The 26308-nt window shown below is 35.5% G+C and carries 28 protein-coding genes and 7 tRNA genes; 24 read left to right on the top strand and 11 right to left on the bottom strand.

Going from position 1 to position 26308, the window contains the following annotated elements:
- Nucleotides 1–26: 26 nt before the first annotated feature.
- From PHF10_01455 to asnS, 3 genes are all read right to left on the bottom strand, one after another.
- Nucleotides 27–110 (bottom strand) — tRNA-Asn (locus PHF10_01455).
- Nucleotides 101–173 (bottom strand) — tRNA-Asn (locus tag PHF10_01460). The genes PHF10_01455 and PHF10_01460 overlap by 10 nt, the downstream gene beginning before the upstream one ends.
- Nucleotides 174–400: 227 nt before the next feature.
- Entirely contained in the window at nt 401–1693 is a 1293-nt protein-coding gene (asnS, locus tag PHF10_01465; GenBank protein MDD5534401.1) for an asparagine--tRNA ligase, read from the bottom strand.
- Nucleotides 1694–1929: 236 nt separating this feature from the next.
- Between asnS and PHF10_01470 the strand changes: the two genes are divergently transcribed.
- Complete coding sequence (locus PHF10_01470) at nt 1930–2739, top strand: hypothetical protein (GenBank protein ID MDD5534402.1); 810 nt, start codon at nt 1930–1932, stop codon at nt 2737–2739.
- 73 nt (nt 2740–2812) lie between these two features.
- Here the strand turns inward: PHF10_01470 and PHF10_01475 are convergent, their stop codons facing one another.
- From PHF10_01475 to PHF10_01485, 3 genes are all read right to left on the bottom strand, one after another.
- Nucleotides 2813–3748, bottom strand: a complete 936-nt coding sequence (locus PHF10_01475) for a sodium:calcium antiporter (GenBank protein MDD5534403.1) — start codon at nt 3746–3748, stop codon at nt 2813–2815.
- 95 nt (nt 3749–3843) lie between these two features.
- Nucleotides 3844–3914: transfer RNA gene (locus tag PHF10_01480), tRNA-Lys, on the bottom strand.
- 115 nt (nt 3915–4029) lie between these two features.
- A complete protein-coding gene (locus tag PHF10_01485) occupies nt 4030–4251 on the bottom strand; it encodes a hypothetical protein (GenBank protein ID MDD5534404.1) in 222 nt (73 codons plus the stop codon).
- A gap of 105 nt (nt 4252–4356) precedes the next feature.
- Here PHF10_01485 and dnaB point away from each other — a divergent pair, with 105 nt between their 5' ends.
- From dnaB to rsmI, 18 genes are all read left to right on the top strand, one after another.
- Nucleotides 4357–5772, top strand: a complete 1416-nt coding sequence (dnaB, locus tag PHF10_01490) for a replicative DNA helicase (GenBank protein ID MDD5534405.1) — start codon at nt 4357–4359, stop codon at nt 5770–5772.
- Nucleotides 5773–5950: 178 nt separating this feature from the next.
- On the top strand, nt 5951–6559 hold the full coding sequence (recR, locus tag PHF10_01495; GenBank protein MDD5534406.1) for a recombination mediator RecR: 609 nt from the start codon (nt 5951–5953) through the stop codon (nt 6557–6559).
- A 129-nt stretch (nt 6560–6688) separates the two neighbouring features.
- Complete coding sequence (locus PHF10_01500; GenBank protein ID MDD5534407.1) at nt 6689–7525, top strand: DUF4116 domain-containing protein; 837 nt, start codon at nt 6689–6691, stop codon at nt 7523–7525.
- 251 nt (nt 7526–7776) lie between these two features.
- A complete protein-coding gene (locus PHF10_01505) occupies nt 7777–8739 on the top strand; it encodes a peptidoglycan bridge formation glycyltransferase FemA/FemB family protein (protein MDD5534408.1) in 963 nt (320 codons plus the stop codon).
- A gap of 106 nt (nt 8740–8845) precedes the next feature.
- The gene (locus PHF10_01510; GenBank protein ID MDD5534409.1) at nt 8846–9751 is read left to right on the top strand and encodes a serine hydrolase; all 906 of its coding nucleotides are present in this window, start codon (nt 8846–8848) and stop codon (nt 9749–9751) included.
- Nucleotides 9752–9771: 20 nt separating this feature from the next.
- Nucleotides 9772–10587 carry a triose-phosphate isomerase gene (tpiA, locus tag PHF10_01515; GenBank protein ID MDD5534410.1) on the top strand — a complete coding sequence of 272 codons (816 nt, stop codon included), beginning with the start codon at nt 9772–9774 and terminating at the stop codon, nt 10585–10587.
- Between the two features lie 15 nt (nt 10588–10602).
- The gene (locus tag PHF10_01520) at nt 10603–10911 is read left to right on the top strand and encodes a hypothetical protein (protein MDD5534411.1); all 309 of its coding nucleotides are present in this window, start codon (nt 10603–10605) and stop codon (nt 10909–10911) included.
- 25 nt (nt 10912–10936) lie between these two features.
- Nucleotides 10937–11008 (top strand) — tRNA-Thr (locus PHF10_01525).
- A gap of 5 nt (nt 11009–11013) precedes the next feature.
- Nucleotides 11014–11096: transfer RNA gene (locus PHF10_01530), tRNA-Tyr, on the top strand.
- A gap of 100 nt (nt 11097–11196) precedes the next feature.
- Nucleotides 11197–11268: transfer RNA gene (locus PHF10_01535), tRNA-Thr, on the top strand.
- Between the two features lie 43 nt (nt 11269–11311).
- Entirely contained in the window at nt 11312–11467 is a 156-nt protein-coding gene (gene rpmG, locus PHF10_01540; GenBank protein MDD5534412.1) for a 50S ribosomal protein L33, read from the top strand.
- A gap of 40 nt (nt 11468–11507) precedes the next feature.
- Nucleotides 11508–11578, top strand: a tRNA-Trp gene (locus PHF10_01545).
- A gap of 288 nt (nt 11579–11866) precedes the next feature.
- A complete protein-coding gene (gene pyrH / locus PHF10_01550) occupies nt 11867–12565 on the top strand; it encodes a UMP kinase (protein ID MDD5534413.1) in 699 nt (232 codons plus the stop codon).
- Between the two features lie 112 nt (nt 12566–12677).
- Nucleotides 12678–13307, top strand: a complete 630-nt coding sequence (locus tag PHF10_01555) for a hypothetical protein (GenBank protein ID MDD5534414.1) — start codon at nt 12678–12680, stop codon at nt 13305–13307.
- A 248-nt stretch (nt 13308–13555) separates the two neighbouring features.
- Nucleotides 13556–14707, top strand: a complete 1152-nt coding sequence (gene dnaJ, locus PHF10_01560) for a molecular chaperone DnaJ (GenBank protein ID MDD5534415.1) — start codon at nt 13556–13558, stop codon at nt 14705–14707.
- A 30-nt stretch (nt 14708–14737) separates the two neighbouring features.
- A complete protein-coding gene (locus tag PHF10_01565) occupies nt 14738–15046 on the top strand; it encodes a GIY-YIG nuclease family protein (protein MDD5534416.1) in 309 nt (102 codons plus the stop codon).
- Between the two features lie 10 nt (nt 15047–15056).
- Entirely contained in the window at nt 15057–16370 is a 1314-nt protein-coding gene (locus PHF10_01570; GenBank protein MDD5534417.1) for a hypothetical protein, read from the top strand.
- Nucleotides 16371–16374: 4 nt separating this feature from the next.
- Nucleotides 16375–17049, top strand: a complete 675-nt coding sequence (rsmI, locus tag PHF10_01575; GenBank protein ID MDD5534418.1) for a 16S rRNA (cytidine(1402)-2'-O)-methyltransferase — start codon at nt 16375–16377, stop codon at nt 17047–17049.
- Between the two features lie 68 nt (nt 17050–17117).
- On the opposite strand, the gene PHF10_01580 is transcribed toward rsmI, so the two are convergent.
- Entirely contained in the window at nt 17118–17837 is a 720-nt protein-coding gene (locus PHF10_01580) for a hypothetical protein (protein ID MDD5534419.1), read from the bottom strand.
- 58 nt (nt 17838–17895) lie between these two features.
- Between PHF10_01580 and metG the strand changes: the two genes are divergently transcribed.
- The 5 genes from metG to PHF10_01605 all read left to right on the top strand — a co-directional run bounded on the left by metG (nt 17896) and on the right by PHF10_01605 (nt 24327).
- Nucleotides 17896–19413 carry a methionine--tRNA ligase gene (gene metG, locus PHF10_01585; protein ID MDD5534420.1) on the top strand — a complete coding sequence of 506 codons (1518 nt, stop codon included), beginning with the start codon at nt 17896–17898 and terminating at the stop codon, nt 19411–19413.
- A 19-nt stretch (nt 19414–19432) separates the two neighbouring features.
- Nucleotides 19433–19945, top strand: a complete 513-nt coding sequence (locus tag PHF10_01590) for a CvpA family protein (protein ID MDD5534421.1) — start codon at nt 19433–19435, stop codon at nt 19943–19945.
- 26 nt (nt 19946–19971) lie between these two features.
- Nucleotides 19972–22065 (top strand): ribonucleoside triphosphate reductase, encoded by a 2094-nt coding sequence (locus PHF10_01595; protein ID MDD5534422.1) that lies wholly within the window; start codon nt 19972–19974, stop codon nt 22063–22065.
- 73 nt (nt 22066–22138) lie between these two features.
- Nucleotides 22139–22849, top strand: coding sequence for an anaerobic ribonucleoside-triphosphate reductase activating protein (locus PHF10_01600; protein ID MDD5534423.1), 711 nt, complete (start codon nt 22139–22141; stop codon nt 22847–22849).
- Between the two features lie 86 nt (nt 22850–22935).
- Entirely contained in the window at nt 22936–24327 is a 1392-nt protein-coding gene (locus PHF10_01605; protein MDD5534424.1) for a trypsin-like peptidase domain-containing protein, read from the top strand.
- A 168-nt stretch (nt 24328–24495) separates the two neighbouring features.
- Here the strand turns inward: PHF10_01605 and PHF10_01610 are convergent, their stop codons facing one another.
- The 4 genes from PHF10_01610 to PHF10_01625 form a co-directional block, all read right to left on the bottom strand.
- Nucleotides 24496–24966: a hypothetical protein gene (locus tag PHF10_01610; protein MDD5534425.1), complete on the bottom strand. Its 471-nt coding sequence runs from the start codon at nt 24964–24966 to the stop codon at nt 24496–24498.
- Between the two features lie 12 nt (nt 24967–24978).
- A complete protein-coding gene (locus tag PHF10_01615; protein ID MDD5534426.1) occupies nt 24979–25500 on the bottom strand; it encodes a hypothetical protein in 522 nt (173 codons plus the stop codon).
- Nucleotides 25501–25684: 184 nt separating this feature from the next.
- Nucleotides 25685–25999: a hypothetical protein gene (locus PHF10_01620; protein MDD5534427.1), complete on the bottom strand. Its 315-nt coding sequence runs from the start codon at nt 25997–25999 to the stop codon at nt 25685–25687.
- Nucleotides 26000–26008: 9 nt separating this feature from the next.
- Nucleotides 26009–26218 carry a hypothetical protein gene (locus PHF10_01625; GenBank protein ID MDD5534428.1) on the bottom strand — a complete coding sequence of 70 codons (210 nt, stop codon included), beginning with the start codon at nt 26216–26218 and terminating at the stop codon, nt 26009–26011.
- Nucleotides 26219–26308: the final 90 nt, after the last annotated feature.

Consider the following 26308-nt stretch of genomic DNA (forward strand, 5'->3'; position numbering starts at 1 on the left):
GTAAATTTACTAAGGACTTTTAAAATTGGCTCTGGGGGCTGGACTCGGACCAGCAACCTCCGCATTAATAGTGCGGCATGGCATTTACCCCGTACCATTACTCTCCCGGGAGGAGTCGAACCTCCAACCTCTGCATTAACAGTGCAGCGTTCTGCCAGTTGAACTACAGGAGAATAATGGCGAGGGGCCAATTGTCGGCCCAAAGCCGATCCGCCTCGGGCGGAAACTACCCCAGAATATAAACAAAAAATCCGCCTTATAAAGGCGGATTTTTTAGTATTGAAACAATACTAACTAACTCCGCCAAAGACGGTTGTTATTATTGTTAGATAATTTTGAAATTAATATTGTCATATCCTTTCTATAATATAAGACGAAATAAATCAATTTTTGTGACAATTTATGGTTTTAAGCGATTGATTAATCTTGGGAATGGGATTGTTTCGCGAATATGCGAGAGTCCGCAAAGCCAAGCCACGGTTCTTTCCAAACCGATGCCAAATCCGGAATGCGGCACTGAACCATAGCGACGTAAATCCAAATACCATTGGAACGGCTCGGGTTTTAATTTGAATTCTTTTAGTTTTTTTTCTAAGGTTTCCAAATCGTCAATTCTCTGTGAACCGCCGATGATTTCTCCAAAACCTTCCGGAGCGATCAAGTCGTCATTTAAAACCAAATCAGGATTTTTCGGATCAGGCTGCATGTAAAAAGCCTTGATTTTTGCCGGATATTTTTCTATGAAAACAGGCTTGTCAAATTGTTTAGAAATAATCGTTTCTTCATCTCCGCCGAAATCGTCTCCTTCTTTTGCCTCAACGCCGTTTTTTTGCAGTATTTTTATGGCTTCGCTGTAAGATATTTTTGGAAATGGCGGCACTATTTTTTTAAGCGGTTCCAAATCTCTTTCTAAAATTTTCAATTCTTTTTCGCAATTTTTCAGAACTTGAGCGACAATATAAGAAACCAATTTTTCCTGAGTTTTCATATTTTCTTCGTGTTCCACAAAAGCGGCCTCGGCGTCCATCATCCAAAATTCGGTTAAATGGCGGCGAGTTTTTGATTTTTCAGCTCTGAAAGTCGGGCCGAAATCGTAAACTTTTCCCAATGAATAAATCAGGGCTTCAATATATAATTGGCCGGATTGCGAAAGATAAGCTTTTTCGCCAAAATATTCTGTTTCAAAAAGATTGGTTGTGCCTTCACAGGAAGTGGGAGTGAGAATGGGCGAGTCGGTTAAAATAAAACCTTCTTGTCTGAAAAAAGAACGGATGGCCCAGACAATTTCATTTCTGACTTTTAAAATGGAAGCTTGGCGCGAGGAACGAATCCAAAGATGGCGGTTGTCCATTAAAAAATCAGTGCCGTGCTCTTTTTTGCCAATCGGATATTCTTGGGCCAGTTGAATGATTTTTAAATTTTCCACAGACATTTCAATTCCGTAAGGCGAGCGTTTTTCTTCGTAAATTTTCCCGGTTATTTCCACGCTCGTTTCCAAAGTTATTTTTTGGCATTCTTCCCAGCTTTCAGGCGAGACCTCTTTTTTGGAAATTATGCCTTGAACTTCGCCTGTGCCGTCTCGAAATTGGAGAAAATAAATATTGCCCGAAGAACGAAAATTAAAAGCCCAGCCCTTTAAAACGACTGTTTTATTCAGATAATCTTTAGCATCTCTTAAAAAAATATAATCCATATTAAATCAATATTAGCATTTTAATATGATAATATTCTAACATTTTTAATTTTTCTGTCGAGGGGTTGACATTTTTGAATTTTTTGTTATAATGTAATTATAATTTTTGTAAAAGTTCTTTTAAAAAAATTTATCTCAGGGATGAGATAAACCGTTATCCTGACGGAATCAGGTAAAATCTTCCTGAAGTCTCGTCAAGGCGAGACATGGGAAAAAACAAAAAGAGGTGATGTGTGATGAACACAAGCCAAAAAGCCAAGGGCGTTTGGAATATGACCAAGGGAGCCTTTGAAGAGAGTATTAGGATGTTGGAAGCAGATATTTTTTTACAGGGGGGCGATCCGTGTAAAATTTTTGACCGTCTTCGCACGGACAAATCTTTTACTAGACAGATAGCAAGACTTATGATTAATGGCGGATTTGAACCGACAACTTCCCAAAAACGAGCTCTCGAAATTATGGGCGATGAAAACTTTTTTGGGGTTGATGAAGCAATTAAACATTTCGGAGTTGATCCGAGTCGTCAGCAATGTGCGATATTTTCAGGAGTTCCATTTTCCGAGGCAATACTTAAAGAGTGTAGGAAAACTCATATTCTAGTAGCTATTTTTCCGCTTTCAATCATGGAGATTGAAACTAGGCATCCAGAATTGTTTGACACAGATATATTGGCAAATGCTAAAAATCAACCATTTCTTATCAAAAATTTTTGCAGAACAGGATGGCATTTAATCCGCAAAACACCCATTGAAAGCTCGTTTTCCAAGAATTGGCAAGAACAACAGATACTTCTTAGAGGCGATGAAGAAATTCCTACCGCTCAAGCAATGGTCTATACTATTATTGGATATTTTATGGCCAATAATCAACATTTGTTTGAAAGAATTTTGATTCGTACGTCTTCTACGGATAGATATAAAAGCCGCGTTCATATTGGTACGGAGGGTAACGGTAAGCTGATGGTTGTCTGTTATGGGGACAAAGGAGAGGATAATCGATATGATCATACCGGGATTACAACGGCCATTCAGCCTAAAAATCCTTAGAGTTTAAGAAATTAAAAAATCCCGCATCTTGCAAAAAAGCAAGATGCGGTTTTATTTTTCTGTGTATTTTAAATTATTGTCTTATTAATGTAGTGATTAAAAATCCGACATAAATGAAAATCAGTACCAATCCTTCGCGCCAAGAAAGTTGTTTTTGAGTTCGGCTGAAAAGAAGAAGAAAAATGAAAGCGCCAAGCAGAAAAATGACAGTGGTTAAAACCATTTGAATATTTAAAATAACAATTGGCGAAATAACTGCCACGATTCCCAAAGTCAAAGAAGAATTAACCGCCACTGATCCCAAAATATTACCCAGAATCATATCAGGGTGATTTTTAGCCGCTTTTAGATTAAAAGACAATTCGGGCATAGTCGTGCCCAAGGCCAGTAAAAATGCTCCGATAATGAAAAGGCGGACATTCAGTTGTTGGGCGATTAATTGAGAAGCCCAGACGATTATTTTAGCGCTGATTAAAAGAAAAATTATTCCCAAAATAAACAAAGAAATATTTTTCCAAAGATCTTTTTTTGATTTTTTTACAAATGTTTCAGACGATTCTGATTTTCGCTGGAACAAGAAAATGACATATAAAATGTAAATGATAATTAAAGCCGCGCCGTCCAGTCTGGAAATTCGCCCGTCCAACAAAAGTATTAAGGGGCAAATAAGGACAAGAAAAGTGTATATGATATCGGATTTAATAAATTTTGTTTCTATTTTAACTCCTTTGATCAAAAGAATAGGCAGGCCCAAAACCAAAGTAATATCGGCAAAATTGGCGCCTAAAACATTTCCGAAAGAAAGAATGGAAACTTTATTCAAGCCGGATAAAATACCCACGGTTAATTCAGGCAAGGAAGTGGCCAAACCGGCCAAAACAAAAGCCATGGCGAACTCCGGCACTTGGTAATAATTCGCCAAAAAATTTAAAGATTTTACCATCCACATGCTGCTTCTGAATAAAACTACGCAGCAGCCAATAATGATTAAAATATATAGCCAAATCATAATCTAATAATATTAGCAATTAAAGAATGAATTGTCAAAATGTAATTTTAAAAAAACAAAAAATCACAGATAAAATTCTGTGATTTTTTGTTTTATACCCCCAATAGGAATCGAACCTATATCAACTGCTTAAAAGGCAGCTGCTCTACCATTGAGCTATGGGGGCAAATTTTAATTATAATAAATTTTATATCCACCCCGACACTCTATTCTAGAGGTCGGGACTCCGACTCTTAAGACGTCGGAGTTGAGCTATGGGGGCAAAAGTGGCGGGATTATTTTTACTCGTTCCTGACTTTTAATTCAAAACTTCCATTCGGGTTATGAACCAAAATGAAATTTCGGCCGCCTCGATCTTCAAAGTCCGTGTGTCCGGCTAAACGAGCGGCTTGGAAAAGAGAACCCGATTCTTCATATGAAAGAATATAGGCCAGATGATCAACACCTTTGACGGCATCCTCTTCAAAATTAATTTCGTATCCTTTTACAATTTTTTGCAACATATTGATGTTTTTAAATGTTAACAAGATGTGTAAAAAAAACTTGAATTAATTATTCAATTATTATACAATAGAAAAATAATTTGTAAAGTCCTAAAACTCATTTTTATGCCAGATATCACTCCGGTGTTTGAAAAACTGCCGCCGCAAAATATTGAGGCCGAAATGGCTCTTCTCGGTTCTCTCTTGATTGATAAAGAAGCGATTATTAAAATTGCCGATATTATCAATGCCGAAGATTTTTATAAAGATATCAATAAAATAATTTTTGAGTCAATGCTCGAAGTTTGGGCTCAGCATACGCCGGTTGATATTTTAAGCATTGTTAATCGTTTGGAAGAAAGAGGACAATTGGATATGGTGGGAGGACGAAGCTATCTAGCTACTTTGGCTTCCAGCGTTCCGACTTCAAGTCATATAGTTTCTTACGCTCAGATTGTTCAGAAGAAATCAACCCTAAGAAAGATTATCAGAGCTACGACAGAAGTCAATCAAATGGCTTACCAAGAAGATCTTGACACATCAAATGTCTTGGATCGGGCTGAACATAAATTTTTTAATATTTCTCAAAAATTTTTAAAACAAAACTTTGTTTCTTTAAAAGATACCCTTGATGAAGCTTTCGAAAGAATGGACGCTTTGCATCGCGGCGATCAAAAATTAAGAGGAGTTCCGACCGGATTTACGGATCTTGATAGTGTTCTAGCCGGACTTCAAGCATCTGAGCTGATTATTTTGGCCGCCAGACCTTCTATCGGAAAAAGCGCCTTGGCTCTTGATATTGCCAGACGCGCGGCCGTTTATCATAAAATTCCGGTGGGAATTTTCAGTTTTGAAATGTCAAAAGATCAAATTTGCGACAGAATAATTTGCGCTCAAGCAGGGGTTAATCTTTGGAAAATCAGAACAGGAAATATTGCCAAAGACGGCGACGGAGATTTTAAAAAATTGGGAGAAGCTTTCAGTGTTTTGGCTGAAACGCCTATTTTTATTGATGATTCGCCAACCGCGAGCGTGAATGAAATCAGAACAAAAGCCAGAAGATTGCAATCAGAACACGGACTCGGTTTATTGATTATAGATTATTTACAATTAATGGAAGGCGCCAGCGGTACTGAAAATCGTGTTCAAGAAGTTTCAGAAATTTCTCGAGCGCTTAAAGCTATTGCCCGTGAACTTAATATTCCGGTCTTGGCTCTTTCTCAGCTTTCCCGCGCCACGGAAGCGAGAACTCCGGCTATTCCCAAATTGGCTGACTTAAGAGAAAGCGGCAGTTTGGAACAAGACGCTGACGTGGTTCTCTTTATTTATCGGAAAGCAATGGATAAAAGCATTAAATTTTGTCCGCCTGAAGAAAAAAATGTTGCGGAAATTCATATTGGCAAACATCGTCACGGCCCGGCCGGAGGAATTGTTAAATTATATTTTGAAGCGGAAACAGCCAGTTATAAAAATTTAGACAAAAAAATGTTAGATAATTTGGAAGGAGATAGCAGTGATATTGAAGAATCAGGGCCATTCTAAAGAGTTTTGTCTTCGGACGTTAAGTCGGAGCAACAAAACCTTCCCCCTCCTTTATCCCAATGATAAATTTTCGATAATCGTTAGGATAAAAGGCGAAGCCGCTTCGCTTACGGAATATTGTAAAATAAAAGGCTTTCGATGGAGTAAAGGAGGGGGCGTAAATTTCGACAAATTTAGTATGTTCTACCCAAAAGACATAAAAAATTTAATTGAGGAATTCAGTAAATTCCCCGGCATAGGACCGAAGTCAGCTCAGCGGTTCGTTTTTTATTTATTAAGAAAAAGTCCGGAAGATATAAAAAAATTGATTTTGAGTCTTGAAGGAATTAAAAATATTCACATTTGCAGCGTTTGCGGAAATTTTTCCGATCAAAATATTTGTTCCATTTGCCAAGATAAAAATCGCGATCATTCGGTGGTGGCGGTCATTGCCGAGCCGCAAGATTTAATGGCCATAGAAAAAACAGGAGAATATCAAGGAACTTATCACGTTCTTGGCGGCTTGATTGACATGATTGAAAACAAAAGTCCGGAACAAATTAAAATAAAAGAATTATTGACAAGATTGAAAAATTCTCCGATTAAAGAATTAATTTTTGCTTTAAACGCCACCATAGAAGGCGAAAGCACAATACTTTATATTACTAATTTAATCAAGGAAGATAAAATTTTAAGCAGTAAAATAAAACTAACCAGAATAGCGCGCGGCTTGCCTTTGGGAGGAGAACTAGAATATGCGGACGAAATTACTTTAACCGAAGCGCTAAAAGGAAGAAGGGGAGTTTAAAAAATATGATAGGCGTATAACTATAGGATTGACAAAAAGTTTAAAATTTGCTACAATTTTAGAGTAAAATAGAAGCACAAATTAAAGGTTAAAGATATCATTAAATTTTTAAAAGTAAATAAAAAATATATGGAAAAAAATCATTTAATCCATAAAGAATTTACTAATAACATTGAAGGTGGTGGGAATGTTAAAAAAAATGTTAAAGAAGAAGCAAAAGGATATGATTTAGAAAGAGACAAGTTGTTGGCAGCAATAGAAAAAGATGAGTTCGCCCTTATGGATGTCTCGGCTGAACTTAGAAATGATAAAGAAGTTATTTTGGCAGCAATAAAACAAGATAGTCAGGCTCTTCAACATGCCTCAAAGGAACTTAGGAATGATAAAGAATTTATTTTAGCGGCAATAAAAGCAGATGGCCCTTCTAAGCGTTATATTCTTCAATATGCCTCAGAGGAACTTAAAAATGACAAAGATATTGTTTTGGCAGCAGTGAAACAAGATAGTAGGGCTCTTGAATATTCTTCAGATGAATTTAGAAATGATAAAGAAATTATTTTAGCGGTAATAAAAGCAAGAGCAGCTAATTTTTCTAACTCTTCTGACGATTTGGGTCTTGGATATGCCTCAGAGGAACTTAAAAATGACAAAGATATTGTTTTGGCAGCAGTGAAACAAGATGGCCATGCTCTTCAATATGCCTCAGAGGAACTTAAAAATGACAAAGATATTGTTTTGGCAGCAATAAAACAAGACTACTATGCCTTTGAACATGCCTCAAAGGAACTTAGGAGTGATAAAAAATTTGTTTTGGCAGCAATGACAAAAACAGTCAATACCTTTCTATATGCCTCAGAGGAACTTAGGAATGATAAAGAAGTTATTTTGGCGGCAGAGAAATGTGGCTACCCGACGGATGACGAAAGGACAAAGCACAATTTAGATGATGGCCTCTATGGATATTAGAATAATAAAGAAATTATTTTAGCGGCGGTGAGAGAAAATCCAGACGCTATTATTGAAGCTTCTATAGAAATACAAGATAAATTAAAAATTATTTAAGTAGACTGGATGACTACTTAGCATTTATGCTTCAATTTTGTTCCGATCCGCTAGCTGGCGTCTTAAAGAATCCCAACGTTTTGCGTTGGGATTCTTTTTTGTGATTAATTTTATTAGTTGACATAATGCTTTTTTTCTTGTATTATGAAATCAAGATGACAATTGCTTCTATCAATAATCAAAAAGAATGGGACGATTTTGTTCTCTTAAACGGAGAACAATTTTTACAATCTTGGCAATGGGGAGAATTCCAAAAAAATCTCGGCCGAAAAATTTGGCGTATGGCTGTTTACGAAGGCAATGAAATTATCGCCGCCGCTTTAATCATAAAATATCAATTGCCATTTAATAAAAATTATTTTTATTCTCCGCGCGGGCCAATACTGAAAGAATCTGGAATATGGAATTTAGAATATGGAATATTATTGGAAAAAATAAAAGAATTGGCTAAGCAAGAAAATGCGATTTTTTGGCGAATTGAGTCTCCAAATTCCAAATTCTATATTCCAAATTCTAAGCGGATTTCTGATGTCCAACCGTCAAAAACAGTGATTCTGGATTTAAAAAAGACAAGTGATGAAATTTTTACCAAAATGCATTCTAAAACCAGATATAATATTCGTTTAGCCGAAAAACAAGGCGTAAAAATATATGAAAAAACAGGAGAAGGAGCGGAAGTTTTTTTAAAACTTCTTAAAGAAACTTCTCTGCGCGATCAATTCAGGGCGCACCCGGATAATTATTATTCTCATCTTTTGAATTTTAATCCGCAATTTGTCAGATTGTACGTGGCCGAATATGAAAATAAAATTTTGGCAGCCAATTTGATGATTTTCTCTTCAAAAACGGTGACTTATCTTCACGGCGCTTCTTCAAATCTTCATCGCAATGTGATGGCACCTTATCTTTTGCATTGGTTTATTATTCAGGAAGCTGTTAAAAACGGTTATTTTTATTATGATTTTTGGGGAATAGACGAAAAAAAATGGCCGGGTGTAACTCGTTTTAAAAAAGGATTTAACGGTGAAGAAGTTATTTATCCGGGAACTTTTGATTTACCATTTTCTAATTTTTGGTACACTATATATAGGGTCGGAAGGGTAGTAAAAAAGATATAAATTAAACAGTTTTTGGTTATTAGTTCTTAGTTTTAGTTTATTAGTTTCCAGTTTCAAAATGAATAACCAAATAACCATAACCGTCAACTAAAAACTACAAACTATTATGGTCTCCTTGCTTCTGTCAATAATTATCGGTTTTTTTCCATCAAATAATTTGAGTAATTTTAATTTTTTAAAAGACGCAGTTAAAACACCGGTTAATATTTCCGAGTTTCCTTATTCATTCGGTCCAAAATTAACGGCCAAGAGTGCCATTGTTATAGATGTTGATTCGGGTAAAGTTCTATTTGAAAAAAATTCTGAAGAAAAATTGCCCATTGCCAGTATTACCAAATTGATGACTGCCTTGGTTTTTTTGGAAAATAAAACAAAAACTTGGAATGATACGATAGAAGTAAAAAAAGAAGATTCGGTGGGAAGTGGAGGATTGTCAAATCAACTCGAACCGGCAAGTTTGGCGGTCAAAGAAGGAGATATTTTAACAGTTAAAGATATTTTTTACGGAGGACTGATAAAATCAGCCAATAATGCCATGAAAATTTTAGCTCGCGTAGTATCAAATGACAGCGGAAAAAATTTTATTGACTTAATGAATAATAAAGCGCAAGATTTATCAATGCTTAACACGCACTTTGAAGAACCGACCGGACTTGATCCGAAAAATTATTCTACGGCTCGAGATTTGGCAAAATTAATTGTTGAAGCAATGGAGAGGTCGGAAATCAGAGAAGCGCTTGAAAAAAAAGATTATGATGTTCAAATAATAAAATCGGATAAATCTTTGACTCATCTTCATATTCAAAACACTGACAAATTGCTGGGAAGTTTTATCAATATTAAAGGAGCTAAAACCGGTTATATTAATGAAAGTGATTATTGTTTAGCCGCTTTAAGCCAAATAGACAATCATAATTTGGCAGTAATAATTTTGGGGGCAAAAACAAGTGAAAATAGATTTCAAGAAGCAAAAAGTTTAATTTTTTGGGCTAATCAACAATTGAACAAATAAACAAATAATTTTAAATATATATGAAACGTCCGATTGTCATCGCTAATTGGAAAATGCAACTGGGATTAAAGGAAGGAGAGTCCTTAATGGATGACATTTTGAATCGTCTTGGAAAAATAAAAACAATTGCGGAAAAAGTTGATATTATTTTTTGTCCGCCATTTTTTGCCTTGGAATCTATTTCAAAAAAATTAAAAGGCAGCTTCTCTTTGCTTAACAGAAAAAATCAAATGACTAATTTATTTTTGGGAGCACAGGATTGTTTTTGGGAGCATAAAGGAGCTTTTACCGGAGAAATTTCTCCTGATCAATTAAAAGAATTAGGTTGTCAATATGTTATTATCGGCCATTCGGAGCGCAGACAGAATTTGGGAGAAACCGATGAAATGGTTCATCACAAAATAAAAACAGTTTTGGAAAGCGAATTAACTCCGATTCTTTGTGTTGGCGAGACTTTTGAAGAACGTCAAAATGGAGCCAAAGATTACGTGATTATCAATCAAGTTACCAGAGCTCTAGAGGGAAATGTTTTAAAAGCGGATCAGGAAATAATTGTCGCTTACGAACCGATTTGGGTTATTGGCAGCGGCCAAGTCGTGACCCAAGAAGAAGCCCAATACACAAATCAAGTTATTCAACAAAGAATGATTGATTTTTATCCTTTACCGTTAATAAAAAATAACATTCGTTTACTTTACGGCGGCGGAATTGACTCAACAAATGTCGGTCAATTTATTGAGAAAGACATTATTGACGGAATTTTAGTCGGCAATACGAGTTTAAAAGCGGAAGAATTCGTTAAAATGATTGAGGCTATCGGTCTTAAAACTAAATAATAATTTAAATTTCAAATGTTAATCAATATTATTCTCTTCATTATTTTTATATTTTCTCTCGGAGGCATTATTTTTATAATTAAACCGAAATTGCCCTTGATATCCAATCTTGATTTATCTCAAGTCCCCCAGGAAAAAATTGCTCAAGTTAAAAAAGATCTTTTAGATAAAAAAATAGACAGGCAAATTATTGAAGTGGTGTATAGGCTTAGAATAAAAAGAGATAATTTGAAAATAAACACGAAAAATGTTTTTTGGAAACTGAAAAATTTATCATCAAAAATTGCCTTCAAGGCCCTTGCTTTTTTTAGAAAAAAGAAGTAGAATATTTAAAATAGTTATCCGATTTGCCCAAGTAGCTCAGTGGTAGAGCAACTCCATGGTAAGGAGTAGGTCGTCGGTTCAATCCCGACCTTGGGCTTTTTTGGGTGGGTAGCAAAGTAGTCAAATGCGGCAGACTGTAAATCTGCTGGCTTCGGTCTTCGTAGGTGCAAATCCTACCCCACCCACTTTGCCGTCCTAGCTCAACTCCGACGTTTTAGAGTCGGAGTCCCGACCTCCAATGGAGCGTCGGGATGGACAGGAAATTTATTATGATTTAAATTTTTTGCCGTCCTAGCTCAATGGTAGAGCAACAGTTTTGTAAACTGTAGGTTCTCGGTCCGATCCCGAGGGACGGCTTATAAATAATTTTTTAATTTTATTTAATTGTTAATTCAAATATATGTCTCAAGAAAATTTGATTAAATTAGAATGTACAGAGTGCCACAAGATAAACTATTATTCTAAAAAGAATAAAAAGACAATTAAGGAACGTCTTCAATTGAAAAAATATTGCCGTTCTTGCCGAAAACACGTTTTGCACAAAGAAACGAAATAGTAGTTTTATTTAATGGTAAAATAAACCCCGCCAGAGCTTTGGGGGTGTCGTTCAATGGTAGAATAGCGGTCTCCAAAACCGTTGATGAGGGTTCGATTCCTTCCACCCCCGTGGCATTGGCGGGTAATTATTATCGGAAATATAATTTCTTTTATTTCCGTTTTTATTTTTTCTTGACAAATTCTGATAAAATGTTATAGTTTCAATAACTAAAACAACCCACGCAGCAAATCCGAATAAAATTTTTAAAAATAGAAAGCCATTTGCGCGGTACACGCCTTCGGCTTCATCTATTTTAAAAAATAGTTTATTAATTGATTTGTACGGGGTGCTCCAATTTGTAGCGAAATTTTTAAAAGAAAAAATTTCGAAAAATTGGGCAAAATAGGAGGTATTTTTATGAAAAGAAAGGAAATTGTAGTTTTAAGTTTAGGAGGATCAATTATCCTCACTAAAGAAGGTCGGCCGGACATTCCCTTTTTAAAAAGTTTCAAGGAATTAATTGAAACTGAAATTAAAAAAGGGAAACAGTTTATTATTGTTACCGGCGGTGGATCACTTTGCCGTATTCTTAATGAAGAAATGGCAAAAGATTTCTCCGTTTCTCCGGAAAATTTGGATTGGTTGGGTATTAGCGTCACCAGAGTTAACGCTCAATTAATAAAAATTGTTTTTGGCGATTTGGTGATGCCGGAAGTAGTTACTGACCCGACAAAGAAAATTGTTTTTAACAAAAAAATTCTTTTGTCCGGCGGTTGGAAACCGGGCCGATCCACTGATTTTGTGGCGACAAAATTAGCCGAGGTTTATGAGGCAAATACGGTAATAAATCTGAGCAATACTGATTATGTTTATGACAAAGATCCGCGGAAATTTTCTGACGCTCAGCCAATTAAAAAAATTAATTGGAGCCGTTTTCGCAAGGAAATTGTTGGCACAAAATGGGTGCCGGGTTTAAATAAGCCTTTTGACCCAATTGCCAGTAAATTGGCAGAGAAATTAGGCCTTACAGTCGCTTGTTTAAAGGGGACTGATCTCCAGAATTTAGCCAATTTTTTGGAAGGAAGACCTTTCAACGGCACAGTAATTGAAAAATAAAAATTAAAACAAAAGAGGCGGTCATCAAAACCGCCTCTTTTTCTATTGACAAAACCCAAAAAATATGCTATTATTTAAACATAATAACCGTTCTTAAAAAAGGGAGGGGAAAATGTTTAATCAGATATTACTAATAGTGAAAATAGCAGCACTAGTGGTTGTTGTGAGCTGTTGGATTGTATGTGTTGTGGCAAGGAACAACAAAAGTATAAGTTGGAAGGTCTGCATAATTGCCATAGGTACGTCGGTTGCTACTACTGTTATGATGAGTATTTTTGAGTTTAAACATGGCGATAAGGTGGGGTTTTGCTTTTTAATAGCTTGGACAGTTCTTTTTTTGTTCTTTTTTAAGATGAGTATATTAAAACTTAAAAAGATTAAAGAAGCTAATCTTATTGGATCTACTAAAACAGGTATAATTCCAAGTTTATATGAGGGAGACACTCTGACGTATAACCTTAAGGGACTTGATCTTCCGAGACAAGAGGGTGAGTCAGATTGGGAATACCGTCAACGGGTTTTCCCCGAGTTGTACTTCAAAAAGGGATTTACTGTGGCTATTTCAATGCTTATGGGTTGCAGTGTAACGGAGCTAAGTGACACAGAAAAGATGGTTCTTCTTTCCTCTATGCCCAATGAACCTGAGAACATGAATAGTCATGGGAGGAAGCAGTTTCTTTTCCAGCTTAAGAATTTCGCTCGAGGTTTTTCAGAAGACCCGCTTAAAACTCGCTCAAAATAATAAGTAAATAATCAGGAGCCTTTCTATACATAATGGAAGGCTCCTTTTGCATTTGGAAAAAAGTTTCAAGATAAATGTAGATATAGATATTTTCATAAAGAAGTATAGAAAATAAATTACTAATTTTAATAAAAATAAAAATCTATTTATTACGAGTTCTTATTACTTTTTTAAAAAGTAATGTAGGTGTTGACTTTAAGAAAAAAAATAGTATAATTAAAATAAATATTAATTTAGAATTCTAATTTATGACTGACTACTACAAAATATTGGGGGTTGATAAGGGCGCTTCGGAAGAAGAAATAAAGAGGGCTTATCGCCAGGCGGCGCAAAAATATCATCCGGATAAACCGGGTGGTAATGCGGAAAAATTCAAAGAAATAAGCGAAGCTTATCAAACTCTTTCTGATCCTGAAAAAAGAAAGTTGTATGAAGAATACGGCTCGGCTTTTAAAAATGCCAAAACTCAAGGCGGTTTTAGCGGTTTTGATAATTTCCGTGATTTTGCCAGTTATGCCGAGGCAATGAAAAATCAAGGCGAAAGAGGAAATGCTTATGGCGGAGAAGATTTTGGTTTTGGAGATTTGGGAGATATTTTCAACAGTTTTTTTTCGTCCCAAGGACGACCAGCCTCGGGCTGGGGCTTCGGTCAAACCCATCAATCAAGGACACAACATGGCAGGAATATTGAAATAGAAATAACGGTTAATTTTTTTGAATCGGTTTTTGGTGTTGAAAAAGATATTGAATTTGAAAAATATGTTAAATGCGAAAAATGCAGTGGCAACGGTTTGGAACCGGGCAGCAAATTTTCCACTTGTAAAACTTGCAACGGACAAGGACAAGTAATTAAAACTCAATCAACATTTTTAGGAACTTTTCAAAGCGCTGAAGTTTGCTCGTCATGTCACGGCGAAGGACAAATTGCGGAAAAAAAATGCAGTCATTGCCGGGGCGAAGGCAGAGTAAAACAATTTTCAAAAATTAAAATAAAAATTCCAGCCGGAATCAGCAGCGGGCAGACAATCAGATTATCGGGTCAGGGCGAAGCGGGTAAAAAAAGCGGCCGAGCCGGAGATTTATATGTTAGAGTTAAAGTAACTTCAGATATTCGTTTCAATCGCCAAGGAGATGATATTTTATCCGAAAAAGAAATTTCCGTTTCTCAAGCAATTTTGGGCGGAGTGGTTGAAGTGGAAACCATTGACGGAATGGTAAAATTAAAAATTGCGCCCGGTACTACATCGGGTCAAGAAATCCGTTTAAAAGGAAGAGGAGTTATTCATTTGAATTCTCACGGCCGAGGCGATCATATTGTTACGGTTAAAATTCAAATACCCAAGTCATTAACCAGAAAGCAAAAAGATATTTTAGAAACCTTGTCCAAAGAAGGATTGTAATTTTTTTTGTTAATGTTAAAATAATATAATATGCCCAGTAATACAACTTCCAGTATATTCTTCTATTACGTTTATGTTTTGGAAAGCTCCAAAGATAGGGAAAAGTATATTGGGTTTACCTCAAATCTCAAGAAAAGGATAGAAGAACATAAAAAAGGCCTATCTTCCGCCACTAAACTACGTTTACCCTTAAAGCTTATTTATTATGAGGCATGCTCAAATTTACAAGATGCCAAACGCCGTGAACAATATCTAAAAGGCACCCAAGGACGTCGATTCCTTGGTTTAAGACTTCAAGAGTATAAACGCAATCAGAAAGCGTTTGGCTCTGGAAGATGATATACTGGGTATGGATATTACCATCAATGCAGAATGGTTAGTAACAATCATCACTCATCCGCTTTTTCCGCTGATTTCGATGATGATTTTAGCTATTTTAGGGCTATTATTTTTATCATTGATTTTCAGGATTACTATGCATAATTATAGTAAGCGTCTTCAGGATCAATACGTGTCCAAACAAGAATATGTTCTATTGGCTCTTGATGTGCCAAGGAATAACGAGCAAGGACCGGAAGCAGTGGAAAGAATGTTCGCTTATCTGTCCGGCGCCAAAGGTACCGGACCGGCAGAACTTCCTATTTCCGTAGAAATTATTAGTGTGGCATCCCATATTCAATTTCTTATCAGAATTGCGTCTCAATTTCGAGATTTGGCCGAAGCGGCGATTTATGCGTCTTATCCGGACGCTGAGATAGTAGAAGTGGAAGATTACACAAAAGAAATGCCCGATAAATTTCCGAATGATAAATATGATTTATGGGGAGCGGATTTCACTCTTTACAATAAAAATGCTTATCCGATCAGGACATATACAAATTTCGAACATACCATGAGCGGAGAGTTAAAAGATCCAATGATTGATATGTTGGAAATTTTAGGAAAACTGCAAGAAGGCGAACAAGTTTGGATACAGATTATTATTAAAGTTTCTGCCAAGGGAACCAAAAAAGAATCAGAAACTGTGATTAAAAAAATAATGGGAGAAAAAGTTAAATCGCAAAAAACAATTTCCGAACAGTTAATTAATATACCGATTGAATTTTTACAAGCCGCGACTATTATAACTCCTCCGACTGCGGGTTCAAGTTCGCCGGAAAAACAAAAAACGGTTTCTCCGGGAGAAAGAAAAATTATTGAAGCGATTCAAAATAAAGCTTCTAAAATTTCTTTTGAAACAAAAATGAGAATAATTTATATCGCGGAAAAAGAAGTATTCAATAAATCCAGAGGAGTAATTGGTGTTTTGGGTGCTTTAAATACGGTTAATACTTTGGATATGAATGGATTGATGCCGGATAAAACGGCAAAAACGCTTATTAATATGTATGAAACCAGCAAGTCTTCCAGTCCCAAACAGACGGCGATTATGGCCGCTTATAAGAAAAGAGGGGGTAACTGGAAAATTGAATCGCAATCCCAAAAAGATTGGAAAAAGTTTTTAGATTTTTTGACTATTTCATCACCAAGTAAAAAAGATATTTTAAATATTGAAGAATTGGCAACGCTTTATCATTTTCCGGTTATTGCTTCAAGAGTTCCTTTGGTTAAGAAAACAGGCAGTAAACGAGGAGAACCGCCATTTAGTTTACCAACAAAATAATTTTATGTTATATATTGTTGCCACTCCTATTGGAAATTTACAGGACGTTACCCTAAGAGCATTAGAAATATTGAAAGAGGCAGATTTTATACTTTGCGAAGACACTCGTCATAGCCGAATTTTTTTAGATCATTATCAAATAAAAATTCCAACCATCAGTTATCACCAGCATTCCAAATTATCTAAAATGGACTATATTTTGGAATTGATTCAACAGGGTAAAAATTTGGCCTTGATTTGTGATGCCGGCACACCCGGTATTTCCGACCCGGGAAATAAACTAATCAGTCATTTGGTTGCGCAATTACCTGATTTGAAAATTATTTCCATTCCCGGACCGGCTGCTGTTATTTCAGCTTTAAGCATCTCCGGATTTGAAACCGACAAATTTATTTTTTTAGGTTTTCCTCCTCATAAAAAGGGGAGGAAAACATTTTTTGAACAAGCAGCTGAATTCAAATATACTCTTGCTTTTTATGAATCGCCTTATCGGATTTTAAAAGCTTTAAATGAAATGGCGAATTTGGAAAATTTTAAAGACAGGGAATTAATGGTTGCCAGAGAATTGACGAAAAAATTTGAAAGTATTTATCGGGGAACGGCTGAGAATATAATAAACAACCTGCCCAAGAACGAAATCAAAGGAGAATTTGTGGTCGTGGTCAGGGCTAAAAAATAATTTTTTGTTTTTTAAAAATTATTGTAATTTAAAACCCGCGCTATTATATAGCACGGGTTTGATAAGAATTACAAATGAGAATTCCAGGTCGGAGTAATTTTTTCAGCTATTTTCGGATTATAAGCGCTGAATTGACTGGCGATTGCCACTCCGACAAGTGAGCCGACAATATCAAAAACAGTATTTTGCCAATGAATATTTTCTTTTTTTGGGAAAAACAGCAGTTGATTTGCAGTCCAAGAAATATCAGGAATAGTAGTGGCAAAAAAAGTGTAACAAAATAAATCTTTATCAGAAATAACGCCCGGTGGTTCAATAGTTTTTTCCATAGCATAATGAGCTCCGCTGATTATGCCATTCACCCCAAATCTCAGCCAATTATTTTTTCTGTATTCTGTGGTGATTTGTTGCAAAAAGTGAGATTCGGGTTTACGATATACGAGCATAATACCTACCCCGATAAAAGACCCCCCTACATCGGAGATAAAATCTCTTACAGAAAATCCATCATTTATCAAAGGATAAAAACCGCTTGTTGTTTCATAGGTTATTCCGAAAACAACAGAACTCATAAACGCGTAAGAAAGCAGTTGAGAATATTGTTCTGTCGGCCATTCTGATTTATCGGCAAGGCAAATATATGAAGTAAAACCAAGATGAGCGAAACAGTGCCAAGCTTTATCTGAGGCCCAAGAATCTTCTTCAGTCGGTGTGAAAATAAAACAGGCAGTCTTAACAGGAATAATTAAACTGATAATGATTAATCCCCAAAATAGAATTTTATTCATTTTTTCCTCCTTTTAAAGATCTATTTAAACTATAACAAACTATATAAAATAATCAAATATGAATAATAAATTTTATATCACTACTCCCATTTATTACGTTAATGATAAGCCTCATGTCGGAGGAGCATACACGACAATCGCGGCTGATGTTTTAGCGCGATTTCATCGAATGAAAGGCGATCAAGTTTTTTTCTTGACCGGCACTGACGAGCATGGTGAAAAAATAGCTATTTCCGCTGAAGCCAATCATAAAACTCCAAAAGAATGGTGCGATGAAAATTCCGCCAAATATGAAGAAGCTTGGGATGTTTTAAAAATTTCTCATGATAATTTTATCAGAACCACGGATCCAAAGCATGAAAAAGCAGTAGTGAAAGTTTTGGAAAAATTATTTGAAAAAAAATTAATTTATACAGGAACCTACCAGGGGCTTTATTGTATAGATTGCGAAAGATATTATACGCCCAAAGAATTGGTTGACGGTAAATGTCCGTTTCATCATCATGAATTAGTAACACTCTCAGAAGATTGTTACTTTTTTAAATTATCAGCCTTTCAGGATATTTTGTTAAAATTGATTTCCAGTAATGAATTTTTAATTGAACCGGAAGAAAGAAAAAATGAAATTTTAGGTTTTTTAAAATCTGAAAAATTAGAAGACTTGGCTGTTTCCAGAAAAAAGGTAAAATGGGGTATTGAATTCCCACTGAACAAAGAACAAACTATTTATGTTTGGGTTGACGCATTGTTTAATTATTTATCAGGTATTGATTGGGATGGCGACGTTAAAAAATTGCCGAAATTTTGGCCGCCGGAGGTGCAATTAATCGGCAAGGATATTTTACGTTTTCATGCCGTAATGTGGCCGGCACTTCTTTTGGCTCTGGAATTGCCTTTGCCGAAAAAACTTTTTGCTCACGGATTTTTTACCGTTAATGGCCAAAAAATGTCCAAATCTTTAGGCACGGGAGTTAATCCGGAAGAATTAGCTGTAACTTTTGGCGCTGATTCTCTAAGATGGTTATTGCTTTCTTTATTTCCTTTTGGCCAGGACGGAGATCTCTCAGAGTCAAGACTTTATGATAAATATAATTCCGATTTATCCAATGGTTTAGGAAATTTAGTCAGACGAGTTTTGACTTTAGCTCAAGACGGCTCGGAATTTGTCTCTTCCAAAATTATTAATGTTGAATTCAAAGAAAAAATTGATTCTGTTTGGCAAAAATACGAAAAAGCTTTGGACGGACTGCATTTTGAAATAGCTATTGCGCAAATCAATGATTTGATTTTTTTCTGCGATAAATATATCAATCAGGAAGAACCTTGGAAATTGTCAAAAACAAATCCGGAAAAACTGAAAGATGTATTATATAATCTACTTGAATCTTTACGACATTTATCATGTTTGGCTTGGCCGTTTATGCCGGATAAGAGTAATTTAATATTGGAATCTTTGGGAATTTTAAATCAGGAACACAAGAAAAGTCTTTCAGAAATAAAAAAATTCGGTGAAGTAAATTTTGAAAAAGTCAGCCAAGGAAAAGTTTTATTTCCGAAAATTGAGAGTGTTAAATAATTAACTAATTTTAAAATTTATGACATTTTTTGATTTAGTTTTATTATTAGTCCTTTTTGGTTTTATTTGGTTTAATTTTTGGCAAGGCTTGGTTACCAGTCTGGGCGGAATTATCAGTTTAATTTTGGGCGTAACTTTTGCCACCCGTTGGTATGATATAATTGCTTCAAATTTTTTAGTTTCAATAATTCATAATCAGAATATTTCAAGGCTTATTGCTTTTATTCTGATTTTTATTATTGCTCGTTTTATTGTAATTTTAATATTCAAAATTATAAATAAAATTTTTGATTTACTGTCTCTGATTCCGTTTCTACAACCCATTAATCATTTAGGCGGAGGAATTTTTGGTTTAATAGAAGGAGGACTGTCGATTGGTCTAGTTTTAGATTTTTTAAGCAAATTTCCTTGGGGGAATTGGTTGGCTAAACTTTTAGCCTCTTCAAATATTGCTCCGATTCTGGTAAAATTCAGTCATATTTTATCTCCGCTTTTGCCCGAAGTTTTCAAACAAATTAAATCTTTAATATAATTTGATAATAATTTAAAATTAAGCCTATGAAAAAAATCGCTCCTTTAACCAAAGTAAAAAAAAGAGATGGCCAATTGGCGCCGTTTGATCAAAGTCGAATTGAAAACGCAATTTTTAAGGCCATTACGGCTGTTTCCGGAAAAGACGGGAACATATCAAAAAAATTATCCGCTAAAGTGGTTAAAATTATTGGACGACGTTTTAGAGATATTATTCCAAGCGTGGAAGACATTCAAAATATCGTTGAAGAAGTTTTAATTTTATCGGATTTGGTTAAAGAAGCTAAAGCTTATATTTTATATCGAGAACAACACAGTAATATAAGAGACATGGCTTTGTCCATGGAAAACGTGGCAGTCGTGGATCAATATTTGGGCGAAAAAGATTGGGAAGTGAAAGAAAATGCCAATATGAGTTATTCTCTTCAAGGCTTGAATAACTATATTTCAAACACCATTACAAAAAATTATTGGTTGCATAAAATTTATCCGGGGGAAATTCGCGATGCGGTTAAAAGCGGCGATTTTCATCTTCATAATTTAGGCATTTTGGCTCCTTATTGCATGGGTTGGGATCTCTATGATTTTTTATCTCAGGGTTTCACTGGTGTTTTTGGAAAAATTTCTTCAAAACCGCCGAAACATTTCAGAGCTGCCTTGGGTCAGATAGTTAATTTTATTTATACTGTTCAAGGGGAATGCGCCGGCGCGGTCGCTTTTTCTTCTTTCGATACTTTCCTTGCTCCTTTTATCAGATATGACAAATTAACTTATCCGCAAGTCAAACAAGCAATGCAGGAATTTTTATTTAATTGCAATGTTCCAACTAGAGTTGGTTTCCAGACGCCTTTTGAAAATGTAACTATTGATTTGACTCCGCCCGAGGCCCTGGCAAAATCACCGGTAATTATCGGGGGCAAACTTCAAAAAGAAACTTATGGTGAATTCCAAAAAGAAATGGATATGTTTAATCGGGCTTTTGCCGAAGTAATGTGCGAGGGAGATGCTCATTCCAGAATTTTTACTTTTCCGATTCCGACTTACAATATCACTAAAAATTTTGATTGGGAAAATCCGGCCTTAAAACCTCTTTGGGAAATGACGGCAAAATTCGGCATACCTTATTTTTCTAATTTTATTAATTCTGATTTAAACCCGGAAGATGTCCGTTCAATGTGCTGCCGTCTCAGATTGGAAACAAAAACACTTCATCATCGCGGCGGCGGACTTTTTGGTTCAGCTCCATTGACCGGTTCTATCGGTGTGGTAACAATTAATCTTCCAAGAATCGGTTATTTGGCCAAAACTGATCAAGAATTTTTTGAGAAACTTGGTCGAGTGATGGATTTAGCCAGAGAAAGTTTGGAAATTAAAAGAAAAACTTTGGAAGAATTGATTGAAAAAGGACTTTATCCTTATTCCAAATTTTATTTGCGAAATATCAAACAATTGCGCGGCAATTATTGGGCCAATCATTTCTCAACCATCGGATTAATCGGCATGAATGAAGCATTGATTAATTTTATGGGCGAAAATATTGTTTCAAAGCCAGGCAGAGAATTCGCTCTAAAAGTTTTAGATTTTATGCGCGAGAAATTGGTGACATACCAAAATGAGACCGGTAATATTTATAATTTGGAAGCTACTCCGGCTGAAGGGACAAGTTATCGCTTGGCTAGACAAGACAAAAAAATATATCCGGATATTATCACTGCCGGAAAAGAAGTGCCGTATTATACTAACTCCACTCAATTCCCGGTTAATGATCAAAACGGATTATTTGAGATTTTAAAAGCTCAAGATGGTTTTCAGACAAAATATAACGGTGGCACGGTTTTTCATGCTTTTTTGGGAGAAAGAATCAATGATATCTCGGTGGTAAAAACAATAATTAAAAAAGTTTTTGAGAATTTCCGTTTACCGTATTTTACCTTGTCGCCGACATTCAGTATTTGTCCGAATCACGGTTATTTAAGCGGTGAACAATTCAAATGTCCGCAATGCGGCGCTGAAAACGAAGTTTATTCTCGCGTGGTCGGTTATTATCGTCCGGTTCAACAATGGAACAAAGGGAAGCAAGAAGAATATCAAGACAGACAAGAATTTGATATTACTCTATAATAGAATTTTTAATTTTAAATTTTCAATCCGCCAACTTTAAAATAGTGGCGGATTGGATTTAAACAGCATTATTATGATATTCAAGGGTTGGCGAAAAGAGTCTTTTATTGAATGGCCGGGCAAAATTACGACGGTCGTTTTTGTCGGAGGATGTAATTTTTGCTGCCCTTTTTGTTATAATAGAACTTTAGTCTTGCATCCTCAAGAATTACCTGACATTGACGAGAAAGAGGTTCTGCAATATTTGGAAGAAAATAAAAAAATGATTGAAGGTGTGGTAATCACCGGAGGAGAACCGCTTACTTCATTTAATTTGAAGTCTCCTTTGATTGAATTTATTAAAAAAGTTAAAGAATTAGAATTGGTAGTTGGGATTGAAACCAACGGGACAAATCCGGCCGCGATTGAATATTTGATAAAAAATAAACTGATTGATTACATAGCCATGGATATTAAAGCGCCGCTGGAATCAAAAAAATATCAACAGCTTTCTCAAAAATCGGTTAATTTGGGAAATATCAAAAAAAGCATTAAAATGATTATCGCCTCAAAACTTGATTATGAATTTAGAACTACGGTTGTCCCGGGCTTGTTGAATCAAGATGATATTTTAAAAATTGCCAAACAAATAAAAGGCGCCAAGAAATATGCCTTGAACCAATTTAATCCTAAAGACGTAATAGATAAAAAGACAGGATTGATAAAACCGTATTCCAAAAAATGGTTTAATGAAACTGCTAAAAAAATAAAACCGTATTGTCTTCAAATAGAAGCGAGAATATGATTGTTCAAAAACTGGGATTGTATCCTTTGAAATAAGGGTTTATAATATAATTATTAGTTAAAGTTAATAAAATTATCTTAAAATTTATGTTCAAAAAAATATTTAGGAACAATGAACCAATAGATAATTCTTTGGGGGCAGATGAAGCCCAAGTTATCTGGACGGAAAAACCGAGAGAACAAAAAAAATCACCACCCTTTTTAACTTTTACTTTGGCGCTTCGACCGGTGGTAGTGATAATTATGATCAGTATTTTAATCGGTGCTGCCGCTGGCGCGGTAACAGGATTTTATGCCGGCAGTTACGCATTGACTAAATTTGTTTCTTACTCTACTCCGACTATTCTTCACTCTTCGTCTCAGGTTGCGACTCAAAGCCAAATAGATCCAACCAATACAATCGCACCGATTATTTTAGGCAATCAAGAGGAGAGCGACATTGTTTCCGCAGTTAAAAAAACCAGCCCAGCCGTGGTTAATGTTATTGTTTCAAAATATGTAACCACTTATTATAGCGATACTACCAGTCCTTTTGATGAATTATTCAATGACTGGTTTGGACAGAGCACGCCTACTCCAACTCCAAATAGCAGTCAAAAACAAAAACAAGAAGTCGGCGGCGGAACAGGATTTGTTGTTTCTTCCAAGGATGGTTTGATTTTGACCAACAAGCATGTGGCCAGCGATGAAACCGCAGAATACACGGTTGTGACAAATGACGGGAAAAAATATGACGCGAAAATTTTAGCCCAAGATCCATTTAATGACATTGCCATTTTAAAGATTGAAATTAAGGATTTACCTGAAGTTAAATTGGGTGATTCTGAAAAAATTCAAATTGGTCAAACAGTTATTGCTATCGGTAATGCTTTGGGCGAATACAGAAACACGGTTACCAAGGGCGTGATCAGCGGTGTCGGCAGACGGGTGGTGGCTGGTGATAATGCCGGTCTGTCAGAAGTCTTGGAAAATGTAATCCAAACAGATGCGGCGATTAATTTGGGTAATTCCGGCGGACCATTAATTAATACTCATGGCGAAGTGATTGGTATCAATACCGCCATTAACAGTCAGGGGCAAATGATAGGTTTTGCCATTCCGATCAATCAGGCCAAGCAAGTGATTGAAAGCGTCAAAAAATACGGTAAGATTGTCAGGCCGTATTTGGGCGTAAGGTATGTTTTAATTAATGAAGAAATAGTTAAAAAAAATAATTTATCCGTTAATTACGGGGCTTTAGTTTTGCGCGGCAGTGATCAGACTGAATTGGCCATTATCCCGGGCGGACCGGCCGATAAAGCGGGTATTGAAGAAGGCGATATTATTTTAGAAGTTAATGGCGCAAAAATTACTGAAGAGAATTCTTTAAGCAAAACGATTCAAAATCTTAAACCCGGAGATGAAGTGGAATTAAAAATTTTACACAAAGGCGCGGAAAAAACAGTTAAGGTGGAATTAGAAGAATATTTACCCCGTTAGAAATTTAACAAAAAATTTTCTTTTTAAAACAACCAGAGCCAGAGGCGTCTTCGCTCTTGGACTTTCTGCATCAGGAATCGATTGATGAATTTCTGATGGGGCAAAGGATAAAATCATTCTGACAAATTAAAAAAGAGTCCCGATTTTTTGGGACTCTTTTGATTTACGTTATTGAAAAAAGAATTTTTTGAGAAGACCAATAACTTCTTCGTTTTGTTTTATCATTTGATCATGCTGTTGTACTATCTGTTCATTTTGATAATAAATAGCTCTAAGATAATCTATAGTGGCAAGATCATACATATTACATGGACGATTATCCCCATCTATCTTAGTTATCATCTTCCTCTGATGTTCTGCTATTTGTAACGCGTCCATTTTCTCCAACTGATTATGATCTGTCTTAGAGGAGATGATCGGTAAAGAAGTTGACCTGGGCTTTATTATAGGAATAATCCTTTTCTGGCGAGTGGGCCACGCAGTAGCTGATGTACTTGGTTTAGACTGATTATTAACAGATTGAGTAATAAAGGGATTATTTGTATCCTTGCGACATTCGGTTGCAGATACAAATGAAACCGTTCCAATCGCGCATAAACTTATTACTGAAATTACCAGTATTGTGAGAATTTTTCTCATTTTTTCCTCCTTTTATTTTAAACTATAAATAATAGTTCCTTTAAATGCCTGTTTGTTTGGAGTTGCTGAAGGAATTATTATTGTTAAGCAAAGCTTCGCTTTTCCTCCAAGCTTGTATGAAGAACCAATCAGAGTCGAGTAACTCTTTTTATTTGAGTACGCTTTAAAGCTAATTGCCTCATTGATCGAGATATCTCCTTTACCGATAGTTTTTCCAATTCCAATACTTGTTGTGTATTGTATGGGTTCAAACGAAGGGTCCACATTTATTTTTTCAACAGCACTTAAAGAATATCCCTTACTTAAAGGATAAGCGCAGATTGCTTGAAAATCCAAAAGTGAATTTTCTATTTTTTCTGCTTTCAGCCTTAAATTCAATTTTCCTTCTTTATATGGCTGGCTTAATGTAACCAAGCGATTTGTTTTTCCCTGGTTATACATCGCGCCTATTTCAAAATCAATCGCCCTTAGCGGTAAAGTCAATACAAATAAAGCGATAAGTACGCAAAAAATCTTTATCTTATTGATTCTCATCTTTCCTCCTTTTGTAAAAGTACTATATTTCCCCAAACCATTTTTGTTTGGTTACTATTATTTAAGCAAATTTTTCGGTTTTTGTCAACCCTCTCGCCTAAAACGCTGATAAACAATTAATTTTGTATTTTTCGAATCTCTAAATTAAAAAAGAGTCCTGATTATAAGGACTCTTTTTGTTTATTTAGGATGAAAAATATACAGCATATAAATAGAATATCCACCAGAATACCGCTGTTTCAAAAAATAATAAAACAAACACTACCCATTTTTTAACCCTGAGTTCAGTGGCAATGGCAATAACCCTGACAATAATGGTGGCAATAATAAGAATGGCAAGAATAACAAAGACGATCCAGATTTTAGGGGGCGCGATAAAAGGGACAACAAAGGCGATAAACAACAGAGTGCTGATTGGGGTGAACAAGATTGCCATAATTACGGCAGTTGGAATACAGTGGACCAGAATTGAAATCAGTTTTTTCATTCTTCCTCCCATACATTTAACTCAACCAATGAATCTTTTTGTTTCCCAAGGTAATTTTGAAGAATCTTTTTCTAGTTCAGCTTGAGCAGATATCGCGCATCTATAGTTTCTTTCTTCCTTAGAAATTGGGCGGAATCCTTTTAAAAAGTTTTTTCGTTTTTCACTGACAGAAATGTTTTTAAGTATTTCTTTTAATTTTCCTAATTTCGTCACCTTCTTTAACTTTTTCATCTTTTCCTCCTTTTTGAAAATAACTGTTTTCAATTATAAATGAAGCTAAAAAAAAGTCAAATTAACAGGGGATTGCTTTTCTCTTACAAT

The organism is Patescibacteria group bacterium, assembly GCA_028716665.1.
Classification (GTDB): domain Bacteria; phylum Patescibacteriota; class Patescibacteriia; order UBA2591; family JAQUPP01; genus JAQUPP01.